The following is a 12,570-nucleotide window of genomic DNA, read 5'->3' as shown; positions in this document are numbered from 1 at the left end:
TAAGGACCTGTTTATATAACAGGAATATAAAGTGATACGATTATATCAAGTGAAATTAACGGATGAAATACTTGACAAATTCCATCTCTTAATACTTTGACTTTAAGATAAATCGTAGATAGAATGATTGGTAGAGTTGCTTATGTAACTCTACCTATTTTTATTGTGATTAATGCGTGAAATTAATAGATAATGTAATATATATAAGAGCGGAGGAACTCAAAAATGGAACAAGAAGTCAACCAACATACGATTCTTCAAGCAATTTTAGAGCTTTCAAAGCAAATGCAAGACATGAAAGCAGATCTTCAACAACAAATCGAAGCAGTTGAGAAGAGATTAGAAGAAAAAATTGATGTAGCTGAGAAACGACTGGAAGAAAAAAACGAAGCGTTGGAAAAAAGATTAGACAAAGTTGAACAAAATTTAAGTCGAAAAATTGATCTTGTAGATGCAAAATTTGATATTATATCATCGGATTTAATAACGACAAAAGCTGAAGTAACTATGCTTAAACAAGTAAAATAGTATTAATTATGCCTCGGCATAATTTCGTGACACACGCTACGGTATCCCTAAAGGTTACGGTATTTTTTTATGGTATAATGATGCCACGAAGGAGTGAAAACATTGTTAAAAACAGAGGTATTTGAACAATTAAAACAGGCAATGAGAGAAAAGAATGTATTAGCAAAAGGCGTATTATCGCTTTTGAAGTCTGCTCTAGATTTAGCTGAAAAAGAAAAGGGGGAGGCTTTATCGTCTGAAGAGGAAATGGCTATTATAAATCGTGAAGTGAAGCAAACAAATCAGGCTTTAGAGGGTGCTCAAAATGCAGGGCGAGCTGACTTAATTGAAAAAGAGGAAGCAAAATTAGCACTTTTAAAATCATTTTTACCGAAGCAATTAACTGAAGAAGAAATTGCAGAAAAACTTGTGGCAGCAGGCATTGCAAAAGGAATGAACATGGGGGAAGCAATGAAAATTGCAAAACCTTTGTTAACTGGTCAGGCTGAAGGCGCTGTTATTTCAAAAGTTGTGAAGAGTTTAATTTAAAGTTGTTAGAAACAATCTCCTACTCTCAAGTGGTAAGAGATTGTTTTTTAGCTCCCAAAATTATTTTTGTTCAATGTTAGTGTCATATTGAACAAAAATGAAAACAACTATATACTATTTATTAACCACTGGTCAATAAGGGGGATAATTATGTCGCCACGTAAGCCGTCAACAAAAGATTTGACGAAAGAAATGATTATAAATGAGGCTCATAAGCAATTTATCGCGAAGGACTTTCACCAAGTATCAATGCGTAGTATTGCGAAAGAGCTAGGTTGTAGTCATGGGGCTATTTACTATCATTTTAAAAATAAAGCAGAAATATTTTATGCGATTTTAGGTGATTATTTTTCTGAACTAAATAATACTTTAGATGAAACAGTGAATGGTCCTGAAGATCATAACACGAAACTGCAGAATGTTTTTGTAGGTTATATGGCGTTTGGTTTAAATAATCAAAGCCAGTATGAATTAATGTTTATGATAAGAGATAGCGAAATCGATGGGCTTTCACAAGAGGCAGCGAACCTTAGTTATGAAAAATTTGCACAATCTGTACAGTCCTTATCAAAGACTGAACTGTTAATTTCAGATATACATTCTACATTCATTGCTCTTCATGGATTTGTTGCACATTATCGTCATTATGTAAAAAATTATGAAGAAGCGAAAGAAGCAGTGGATGCTCATGCAAAATTTCTTATCAAAGCTTTAACTATTTAAAGAGTAGCTCTAGTAAAAAAATCTAGAGCTTTCATTTCAAAGTTATTTGACCAGTGGTTAATTAACGAAGGGGGAATTAATTTGCAAACAGCATTGGTTATTGGGGCATCTGGTGGTATGGGATATGCACTAGTAAATGAACTAGTAAGTCGAAATATACAGGTGAAGGCATTTGCTAGAAATAAAGAAAAGTTAGTTGCACTTTTTCAGCATCACAAAAATGTAGAAATCATTTCGGGTGATGTATTTAATGAACAGGATTTGATGAAAGCTTCAAATGGTGTGGATATTATTTTTCATGCTATTAGCTTTCCATATCAAGATTGGGAAAAACTCCATATGCGATGTGTAGACATGGTGATGAACATAGCAGAAAGGAGAGGAGCGAAAATTGCACTAGTAGATAATATTTATGCCTATGGAAGACAATCAACAAACCCTGTAATAGAGCAAGCTAAAAAGGAACCACAAACGAAAAAAGGGAAAATTCGTTTAATGATGGAAAATAAATTAAAAAACAGTAATGTACCCTCGTTAATTGTACATTTCCCGGATTTATACGGACCAAATGCAGAGAATACAATACTCTATGAAACGTTAAAAAATGTAGCGCAAGGTAAAAAAGCCAATTTTGTAGGAAATATGCAGGTGAAAAGGGAATTCCTTTATACAGTTGATGGCGCAAAGGCTATGGTTGAGCTTGCTTTACGTGACGACACATATAATCAGAATTGGAACGTGCCAGCCGTTCATCCAATTACAGGGGAAGAACTAGTAAAAATTTTACGTGAAATTACAGGTTTCAAAAAAGGCATTCGTACAGTTTCTAAAGGCATGATCCAATTTATTGGAATATTTACCCCTGATATGAGGGAAGTAGTCGAAATGTTGTATTTAACCGAAGAACCAGTCATTTTAAGTGGAGAAAAATACGAAAAGGAGATAGGCGCTTTACCACGTACTTCATATCGAGTAGGGCTAGAAGAAACGCTTGCCTGGATGAACAAGAGAACATTAAAATTAGAGAAGAACTTTTAAGAGTTAATGAAAAAATCCGCATAATCTTCTAAAGGTAAAACTAAAACTTACCTTTAGAAAATATAGCGGATTTTTGTTATTAGTTATTCTTATAATTTGAATTTTTGTATGATATTACGAAGTTCCTGTGCCATCTCAGCTAAATTATTTGAAGACGCCGTAATCTCCTCAATACTAGCTGACTGCTCCTCGGAAGCAGCAGCTACATTTTGAATGTTTCCTGATGCTTGAACGGCAATTACACCAACTTCCTCTACAGAAATTGCAATGTTGCTAACCCCGTCATTAATATTGGAAATGATATTATTGACAGAATCCATTTCTTGAGTAAGAGAAGTAATATGCGAATATATTTCTTTAAAGGCTTCACCTGATTCATTAAACGTAATTGAGCTTTCTTCAAGGTTACTGTTACTAATTGCCATAGATTTTACAGCTTGCACAGACTCTTCCTTAATCGTTTCAATACGTGTTCGAATACTGTTGGTTGCCGCTAATGATTGGTCAGCAAGTTTACGTACTTCTTCAGCTACAACCGCGAAGCCTTTACCATGCTCACCAGCACGTGCCGCTTCAATAGAAGCATTTAGAGCGAGTAAATTTGTTTGATCTGTAATCTCATTAATTAAGGTTACAATGTCGCCAATCTCATTTGAGTATGTGCTTAAACGTTCCACAACTTTTGAAGCCTCTTGAATAGCATTAGATGTGACAACCATCTTTTCTGTAGCACTTTGAATCGTCGTATTGCCTTTTTCTGAAATAGAAGAGGCACTAAATGCTTTAGTAGTGACATCATTCACGCTCGATACAACTTCTGACATCTTTGTGGAGATTGTCGTAATATGACTTTCTACTTCTTCAATAGAGGAAGTTTGTTTATCTGATCCTGCAGCTACATCTTGCATTGAAGATGTAATTTGTTGAATTGAGGCACTTGTTTGCTCAGAACCTGCCGATAATTCTTCAGACATAGCAGCTACTTGCTCAGCATTTTCAGCAATTTGTTGAATAAGTGAGCGTAAGTCTTCTGTCATATTTTCAATGCCTTCAGAAAGCTGTGCAATTTCATTAGAACCCTTTATTTGAAGTGGTTCAACGGCTAAGTCTCCTTGTGCTACCTTACCAACATAGTTAGTCATATTTTTAATTGGTTTTATAATCCCTTTACTAATGAAATAAGCCACAATAAAGCCGAATATCAAAAACATCACGGTCATAATGATACAAGTCCAAAGAGTCTTGGTTTGAAGTTTAGAAATGAAGGAAGCGTCCATATCTAAACCAAAAAGAATATCCGTATCTTTAAATGGTACAAAAATGGATTTATGAATACCGTATTCATCTTTATAAATATCACTAGATTGAACGGTTCCAGTATTTAGCGCTTCATTCATGTCCTTAGTAAAAACATAGCCCTCTTGATAATCATCTTTCTTACTTAATGCCACAATATGTTCTTTGCCATTTGCACGTGAAAGAACGTAAGCATTTTGAATATCGTACTCGTTCATTGTTTCATTTAACTTATTTAATATTCCTTCATATTTATCCTTATCGCCGTTATCTGCAGCTTTGACATCTTCTTTATCTATATCATCAAAAATTGTTTGAGATATTACCTCTAATGATGTCTCAAATTGTGTAATAACAAAATTATCGATAATCTGATAAGACGAAATAAATAATACGATACTAAATATGACCGAAATAATAGCAATTGGAATAGTAAAACTAGCAATATATTTATAGAGTAAAGAGCTTTTAAATTTTTTGACTATACTCAACTTTAACATCCTCCAATACTTTCACCTTTTGTTGTAAAAAATGAATCATATCACTAATATGTTCCGTCTCTGTATAAGGAGAGATTGAAAAGAATTTTGCGGCAGCGACTGGAATTTGTTGTTTTGTATCACTAGTGTTGACAGTGCAAACTCGTGTAGTATCACCGAAAAATACTTCGTCGCGACCTTCTCCTATAATTTCAAATAAAGAAGCGTTAAGGCCATTAATATATTCAATCTGATCTTGTGTATAGCTACCTGATTGTTCAGATTTCCAATTAAAGCCTTCAGGATACAAACGAAATGCTGTAACTGGTCCAATATTAGACTCATTGACTACTTGTAACATTGAAATTTTCTCTGCTAACTGCGCACGGAATGCTAAATTTACACGCACATAATTTGCTAATATTTGTTGGTAACCTTCTTTCCCAAACGCCTGTAATGCAGCGTAAATAGCAATTGAACTACCCATACGAGAGCACTCTAATGTATAACCTGTATGATAAGAACCATAGCCTCGATTACCAACATAAGGTGTGTCGAAGTCCTCAATATCTAAAAGCTGTAAATGTTTCCCTTCTTTTATTAAGAATAAGCTTGTTAAATAAGGCGTTTGACCAAGCTTTTGGAAGTCGAAGCAAAGGCTATCTGCAATAGGTAGATATTGCATACGTTCTTTAATTTGTTCCAGTGCTTGTAAAACAGTAGTCTCTAACTGAAGTGGATTTGCCTTAAAATCATAATCGTTGAAAAATGCGTAAAAACCACCTAAAGCTGAATCAGCGTGAATATGTATAGGTTTTAATGAATGTTTTTGTTCAAGGTCAGTTGTAACTTTTTTGATTGCTTGTACATCATCAATGGCAAATTGATCTGTAGCGCCTGTTGTAGCAACTACGTACACTGGAATACCACCATTTTCGATCACTTCAGTCATACGCATACGTAAATCTTCGATATCCATTGAATGGTCTTTGCCAGCTTTAATACGAATTAAATGTTTGCTACCGATGCCTACTGCTTCAATTGATTTTAATAAGCTGTAATGTGCATTTTCTGAAGCAAAGCAATATAAATTATTTGGTACGCCATCTTCTTTTGCGTTAGGGAATTGTTTAGCAATCGCAAGACGAAGTCCACTGAAAACAGCCCCTTGTCCACCCCAAGTTGTGTAACCAAAGCTTTGAGTATAGTCGTAGCCAACTAATTTCGACATCATTGCTACTACCTTTACCTCACATTCTGCGGCAGCAGGTCCGTATACATCCCATAGATTGTTACCGTTAAGCAGCGCATTTGTGAATTGTCCTAATATACCAGGAATGCTAGCCATTGGTAAAACATTTGTTACAAAGTTACGTGTATGGTAAGGATGTCCTTGCATCAATTGCGTTAAATCATTCACAACCTGATCAAGTCCGACACCTGAAGTTGGTACTTGATTTTCTTGCATTAACTCTTTATAGAAATTGTCAGAGCGCTCTTTCATTGGTCCAAGAGTTGTTGTTTTTGGGTTTTTTAACTCATCTAATGATGTAACAATTTTCTCTAATAGGGATAAAAAATTCTCCCTTTGTTCGATATTACCATCTTCGCTTTGGAATAATTGTTGGATTTTTTTCATGTTCATCATCCTTTTTAGTTCGTTTTTCCTCTATTTTTTTATTTAACAAAAATAGGTCGTTTTACTAAAATTATAATAACATATTATAACAAAAAATGAATTTATATTTTATAGGATGGTTAATTTCAGTTATTTCCAAATAATCTGATTTACTAGGAGTGAAATATATGGAAAAATATTATAATAGATTATGTTTGTAAATGTTGGATTTAAAGGGTTTTATGTCTTTATATATAAATTGTTACAAAGTGAATGATGGAAAATTGCTTTAAGGAGGTAAATTTTTTTACAATAAATACTATTCTAAAAATAATATTGATTTATTTAAGAGTGGTGAATATTTTAATGCTTTATGACTATTAAGCGAAAAAAATATATATTAATTTACTTTTAATCAAAAAAGATTCTACATAAGTTTTTCATCTGTCTAGTGATGGGGAGCATATCACATAAACACGTCTTACAATACCGATAATTTTTTCAATGATAAACCATACTAATATTGAGGTGAAAAAATGTATAAATTGCTATCGCATAATGATTTAGATGGAGTAGGCTGCGGGATTTTAGCCAAGCTTGCCTTTCAAGATCAAGTGAAGGTTAAGTACAATTCAATTTCAGCGTTGGACCGTGAAATTGAGTATTTTTTAGACAATAACGAACAAGATACGTTTTTATTTATTACTGATTTATCTCCAAACGAGGAAAATGAAAGGAGGTTAAATGACTATTATATCGCAACGGGTAAAGTTCAATTGCTTGATCATCATAAAACGGCTTTTCATTTAAACGATTATGAATGGGGTAAAGTATCAATAGAAGATGAGAAGGGCAATTTAACATCCGCCACGTCTTTACTTTATCAGTATCTTGTTACACATGGATTTTTAGAACAAAGGAATGCCATCACAGAATTTGTAGAATTAGTGAGACAGTACGATACGTGGGAGTGGGAAAAGAATGATAATCAGCAAGCACGTCGACTCAATGCACTCTTTTTTTTAGTATCAATCGAAGAGTTTGAAGAAAAAATGCTTGAACGTTTAAAGACTAGCGAACATTTTGACTTCAATGAATTTGAAAAGAAAATTTTAACAATGGAAGAGGAGAAGATAGCACGGTACATCCGTCGAAAGAAAAGGGAGTTAGTGCAAACATCGATCGGAGAATACTTTACAGGTGTGGTTTATGCAGAATCGTATCATTCAGAGCTTGGTAATGAATTGGGAAAAGAAAATGTACACCTCGATTTTATAGCTATATTAAATATGGGTGGCAAAAAAATTTCATTTCGTACGATTCATGATCACATAGATGTTTCGGCAATTGCAGCAGAATTCGGAGGGGGAGGGCATCAAAAAGCAGCGGGTTGCTCTTTAACAGATGAAGCTTATGAGCAGTACGTGGCACAAATATTTCATATAGCACCAATACCAGAGGATGCGAAACGAAATCGCTATAATTTAAGGTTCTCTTCTTTTGGGACAATGTATAAAAACCTTAAGGGAGAATTTTTCCTCCTATATTCAATAAGTGACTTTGATTGGGTAATTGAAAAAAATAAACTTCCATTAGATCAAATCTTTACAAGTTTTTATGAAGCAGAATGGTTTTTAAAAAGAAATTATCAAGCATGGTTAGTGAAAGATGAGTTATTTGTAGATTATTTAATGGAAGAAGCCAAAAAGGTTCGTCATCAAGAGTAAGGATAAAGGATAAAGGATTTACGCACAGTTTTGTGTGTGAATCTTTTTTTACTCTTGGGGAGGTGGATGTCGATAAAATTCAGAAGTTGGGAGATAAAACGTGAAAGTTAATCGATAAAATTCAAAAGTTGGGTGATAAAACATGAAAGTTAATCGATAAAATTCAAAAGTTGAGCGATAATTCTTGAAAGTGTTCGTTAAACTAAAAAGGTGGTTGCCGTACTAATTGTTTTAAACACATAAAAGGAATTTAAATTATTTCTATAGATACATAGTGAAATCAGCCAAACCTTGACATCGTTAGAGGTTATATAATGTCCAATTGAAAACTACAATAAATAAAAAGCATTTGTGATGACATACTTTCTTAAAATGAGGTGTACATGGTGTCCAATGATATGCTTCTTGTCGAGAGTGAGCCTAAGGAAAATCGGGGGCGGAAAATATGGTTTATTGTTGTATTGCTTTTATTGGTAGCTACTTGTGTAATTGTTTATTATTTTTTGTTTAAGAAGGATTTAAATTTTGAAGCCTACAAAACAGTGATCGATAAAACTGCTGAAAATAGTCTCGGACGTTTAACATTAAATGAAATAATTATTGATGATAATCAAATACTACTGAATGCTACCTTTAAACCAGTAAAAGGCTTAAATTTCGACTACCGAATCTTTTTCTTTCCACAGGTTTTTGTGAATGGAAAAGAGTTCACGGTTAGAAATGGAGGACAGACTATCCAACAATCTGATAAAACCTATACAATTTATAGTAGTGTGAAATTAAGTGAACTACCAGATGATAAAATATTAAACTTAGATATTCGTTATAACGACTGGAACGGCGAAAAAAAAATTGACGTGCCGTGGGAATTTCAAGTGGAAGCTTCACAAGAGCAATTACAAGAAGATAGAAAGGTCTTCCCTGTTGAGAAAAAAGTAAAGCTTTTAGATGGTCAGGAAATAACAATAGAGGAGGTTGTTTCTACACCTATATCAACAACAATATACTTTCATTCAGAGAAAAGCTTACTCAATGAAGCGTTGCATTTTAAAATCCACTCAGTAACAGGGGAATCTTGGCCATTTAACGTAGCATATCCTTTGAATGAAGAGTATACAAAGTGGGGTGTTCGCCTCGATGCATTGTATTTAACGGGGAAGAGCTATGAGCTTATTCCGGTAGCTGCAAATGGAAGTGAGCTTGGCTCTGCCGTCAAGATTGGAGATTAAGATCGAAAACATGACTCTCATATTTTTTTAAAACTTTACAATATCTTAAACCAAAAGGTTGATTACCCCTTGTACTATAAATATAGACGACATGGAAAGTAGTTGAAAATATTGCGAAGGTTATGGGAGATTTTTTTAGTTTCGCTTACATTAGGTTGTACATCTTTTGGTGGCCCCACTGCACATTTAGGGTATTTTCAAAATGAATATGTTCAGAAGCGTAAATGGTTATCTGATTATGACTACAGTCAGCTTGTTGCACTCAGTCAATTTTTACCTGGGCCAGCATCGAGTCAGGTAGGGATGGGGATTGGCTTATTAAGAGGCGGTTTATTTGGGAGTATTGTGTCATTTGTTGGTTTTACATTGCCGTCAGTTTTGCTACTTATGGCATTTGCGTATTTCTCTGTACATACAGAGATGGATATGGGGTGGATTCATGGTTTAAAATTGGTGGCGATTGCGATTGTTGCACAAGCTATTTTTGATATGTCAAAAAAATTAATCCTTAGTATTCGCCATCTTATAATCGCTTTGTTGGCACTGGTGGCAGTGCTTTTGTGGGTCCATCCACTTGCTCAAGTGACGACTATTATTGTAGCTTCTTTTCTCGGCTATCAATTTTTTAAGAAAATCAATCAAAGAGAGAATCCAGAAGAAACGGTTGTACCTATTTCAAAAACGACAGGTAAATGTTTTTTAGCACTGTTTGTAATACTTCTTGTTGGTTTACCAATTGTTAGCCCACTCATTCAATATGAATGGTTTACGATCCTTGACAAGTTTTATCTATCAGGTGCATTAGTGTTTGGTGGAGGTCATGTCGTATTGCCTTTACTAGAGGCACAGTTTGTCCAAAGTGGGTTAATAAGTTCTTCAGATTTTTTGGCAGGATACGGATTGACACAGGCAGTCCCAGGTCCATTATTTACCTTTGCTTCCTACATAGGTATGGTCATTGCTGGAGTACCTGGGGCCATTATCGCAACGATAGCTATTTTTTTACCGGCATTTTTGCTAATAATAGGGGCAATGCCTTTTTGGCTAGCTCTTAATCGTTTCGCCGGATTAAGAGGGGCGATGGCTGGTGCAAACGCAGCAGTTGTTGGAATATTAGCCGCAGCTTTTATTCATCCGATTGTGACACAGACAATTCAAAATGGTCTAGACATACTACTTGTAGCCGCTTTTTTATGGTGCTTGATGAATTGGAAAGTTCAACCTTATTTGCTCGTACTAATTGGCATTTGCGTAGGAATTGTATGTTATTAAGGATACAAAAAAATCAAAACCATTATTGCATTGCTGTTGATTTTTTTGTGAAATGAATTGAAAGCTTAAATAAACGCTTCTTTTCGAATCGCTAGTTTCTTCATATAATGCTGTAGAGATTGGCGAGAAATATTAAATTGTTAGCAGCGGCTGAAATATTGCCGTTACACTGCTTTAGAATTTTGCGGATATATAGCTCCTCGTTTGTATGTACAGTAGAGTTAACACTACATTTGGTTTTCCGGGAGACTACATCGTATATGAGGAAGTAAGTAGAAGTATTGGCAAAAAGGATGATGAACAGAAAAAATTTCCAGTGAAATTTTAACACCAATGCTAGTGGATGGATTCACGACTGTAACTATTGGAAGTGTTGTTATTGCGAGTATATGAGTGTCGATAGTATAAATATTGGATATTGACAAGATGTGGGTTATCCAAAAGAGAAAATAGTGTGCTTGAGGAGCCTTCAAGCATACTATTTTTTTGCTTTTAAGAAATTTAAGGGGTCTATTTCTTGCTATTTCTTCTCGCGAAAGGACGTATAGCCAAAACCACATTCAGTATAGGAAAATCGTTTTCATGTTAGAACAATGATTATATGGATGGGCTGTAAAATTTATATTGCCTTTCGTTTGTTTGCTGCTGGTATTCCTAACTCTTTACGATATTCTCTAATTGCTGTTCATACAGAAATTGTCGCAAGTTCAAGTGTTGTATATTGTAGTAATTCAAAAGATGTGTGTAATTGAGGTGTCATCATCATTTTCTGTTGCGGTTGTTGCTTTAAAAATTATGTCCATCATGATTACTCCATTTCTTGTTTTTAGTTAGCACAACACAAAGGTGTGAATTTTCGGATAATAACGTTAAAGTAACATAGTTTTGATTTAGTTATTTTCCTAACTTGATTCATGGCGTTCCGTGCCGCTATTGTTTATAATGAGGAAATGGAAAAGACTAACGAGAAAGAAGGGATAGTTATGGCACGAGGTGTTTACATTCATATTCCTTTTTGTCATCAAATTTGTAATTATTGCGATTTCAATAAATTTTATTTTAAAAATCAACCAGTGGATGAATATATAGAAATGCTTGGCAAGGAGATGGAGCTTGCGACAAAAAAATATCCCGAGAGTTTTAAGCAAATCGAAACGATATTTCTTGGTGGCGGTACACCAACAGCACTATCACCTAAACAAATAGACAGACTTCTTGAGCTTATTCGTACGTATATTCCGATGGACAATGTGACAGAATTTACATCAGAGGCCAATCCGGACGAGCTTTCAGAAGCAAAAATGCAAGCATTGTTTGACGGTGGTGTAAATCGCTTAAGTATGGGTGTACAATCCTTTGATCAAGAGTTGTTAAAGAAAATTGGTCGTACTCATAGCAACAATCATGTTTATGAAACAATTGCCTTGGCGAAAAAGGTAGGCTTTAGAAATATTAGTTTGGATTTAATGTACGGGTTGCCGGGTCAGACGATGGCACAATGGAAGGACACCTTAGAAAAAGCGTTCGCTCTTGAAATACCACATTATTCGGCTTATTCACTAATAGTGGAGCCAAAAACGATTTTTTATAATCAATACACAAAAGGGAAGCTCCATTTGCCAACTGAAGATCTTGAAGCGGATATGTACGATGTGCTAATGAACCAGATGGAGGCGCATGGACTTCAACAATACGAAATAAGTAACTTTGCTCAATCTGGTTTCAGTTCTAAACATAATAAAATATACTGGGAAAATGATGAATATGCAGGATTTGGTGCTGGTGCTCATGGGTATTTAGCGGGTCAGCGTTATTCAAATCATGGACCATTGAAAAAGTATATGGATGCAGTAAATGCAGGGGAACTACCAATTGTCTATGAGCATGTTGTGACAGAGAATGAGAAACGCGAAGAGCAAATGTTTTTAGGTTTGCGTAAAACAGAAGGAATTACACACTCTATATATGAAGAAAAATTTAAAGAATCAATGTATAGGGATTACTCATATGTCATAGAAAAGTTAGTTTCAGAAGGTCTTTTGGAACAGGATACTAAAGGAATTCGACTTACGCGAAAAGGTCGCTTTGTAGGTAATGAAGTATTTCAACAATTTTTACTAGAAGATTGAGCG

10 protein-coding genes and 1 pseudogene are annotated in these 12,570 nt (G+C 34.7%); 8 read left to right on the top strand and 3 right to left on the bottom strand.

Annotated features, from left to right (window positions below; all coding sequences use genetic code 11):
• Positions 1-225: 225 nt before the first annotated feature.
• From C7Y47_RS20070 to C7Y47_RS20055, 4 genes are all read left to right on the top strand, one after another.
• Positions 226-528 (top strand): hypothetical protein, encoded by a 303-nt coding sequence (locus tag C7Y47_RS20070; RefSeq protein ID WP_142510369.1) that lies wholly within the window; start codon positions 226-228, stop codon positions 526-528.
• A 102-nt stretch (positions 529-630) separates the two neighbouring features.
• The gene (locus C7Y47_RS20065; RefSeq protein WP_132356853.1) at positions 631-1,056 is read left to right on the top strand and encodes a GatB/YqeY domain-containing protein; all 426 of its coding nucleotides are present in this window, start codon (positions 631-633) and stop codon (positions 1,054-1,056) included.
• 150 nt (positions 1,057-1,206) lie between these two features.
• Positions 1,207-1,779 (top strand): TetR/AcrR family transcriptional regulator, encoded by a 573-nt coding sequence (locus tag C7Y47_RS20060; RefSeq protein WP_142510368.1) that lies wholly within the window; start codon positions 1,207-1,209, stop codon positions 1,777-1,779.
• 81 nt (positions 1,780-1,860) lie between these two features.
• Positions 1,861-2,817, top strand: a complete 957-nt coding sequence (locus C7Y47_RS20055; RefSeq protein WP_142510367.1) for an SDR family NAD(P)-dependent oxidoreductase — start codon at positions 1,861-1,863, stop codon at positions 2,815-2,817.
• 89 nt (positions 2,818-2,906) lie between these two features.
• Here the strand turns inward: C7Y47_RS20055 and C7Y47_RS20050 are convergent, their stop codons facing one another.
• Both C7Y47_RS20050 and C7Y47_RS20045 read right to left on the bottom strand, forming a co-directional pair.
• Positions 2,907-4,613: a methyl-accepting chemotaxis protein gene (locus C7Y47_RS20050; RefSeq protein WP_255505277.1), complete on the bottom strand. Its 1,707-nt coding sequence runs from the start codon at positions 4,611-4,613 to the stop codon at positions 2,907-2,909.
• Positions 4,582-6,231 carry a pyridoxal phosphate-dependent decarboxylase family protein gene (locus tag C7Y47_RS20045; RefSeq protein ID WP_142510365.1) on the bottom strand — a complete coding sequence of 550 codons (1,650 nt, stop codon included), beginning with the start codon at positions 6,229-6,231 and terminating at the stop codon, positions 4,582-4,584. Before C7Y47_RS20045 ends, C7Y47_RS20050 begins: the two co-directional genes overlap by 32 nt.
• Before the next feature lie 515 nt (positions 6,232-6,746).
• Here C7Y47_RS20045 and C7Y47_RS20040 point away from each other — a divergent pair.
• From C7Y47_RS20040 to chrA, 3 genes are all read left to right on the top strand, one after another.
• Positions 6,747-7,937, top strand: a complete 1,191-nt coding sequence (locus C7Y47_RS20040) for a DHH family phosphoesterase (RefSeq protein ID WP_142510364.1) — start codon at positions 6,747-6,749, stop codon at positions 7,935-7,937.
• A 383-nt stretch (positions 7,938-8,320) separates the two neighbouring features.
• Positions 8,321-9,166, top strand: coding sequence for a DUF4179 domain-containing protein (locus C7Y47_RS20035; RefSeq protein ID WP_255505276.1), 846 nt, complete (start codon positions 8,321-8,323; stop codon positions 9,164-9,166).
• A 111-nt stretch (positions 9,167-9,277) separates the two neighbouring features.
• A complete protein-coding gene (chrA, locus tag C7Y47_RS20030; RefSeq protein WP_142510363.1) occupies positions 9,278-10,438 on the top strand; it encodes a chromate efflux transporter in 1,161 nt (386 codons plus the stop codon).
• Positions 10,439-11,123: 685 nt separating this feature from the next.
• On the opposite strand, the pseudogene C7Y47_RS26165 reads toward chrA, so the two are convergent.
• Positions 11,124-11,216: pseudogene (locus C7Y47_RS26165) on the bottom strand (hypothetical protein); the annotation flags it as partial.
• A gap of 205 nt (positions 11,217-11,421) precedes the next feature.
• Between C7Y47_RS26165 and hemW the strand changes: the two are divergent.
• A complete protein-coding gene (gene hemW / locus C7Y47_RS20020) occupies positions 11,422-12,567 on the top strand; it encodes a radical SAM family heme chaperone HemW (RefSeq protein WP_142510409.1) in 1,146 nt (381 codons plus the stop codon).
• Positions 12,568-12,570: the final 3 nt, after the last annotated feature.

Origin of the sequence: Lysinibacillus sphaericus (genome assembly GCF_006864135.1) — a bacterium.
Taxonomy (GTDB): domain Bacteria; phylum Bacillota; class Bacilli; order Bacillales_A; family Planococcaceae; genus Lysinibacillus.
Note: the sequence above shows the minus strand (reverse complement) of the source record. Positions and strands in the feature narration are given on the sequence as shown.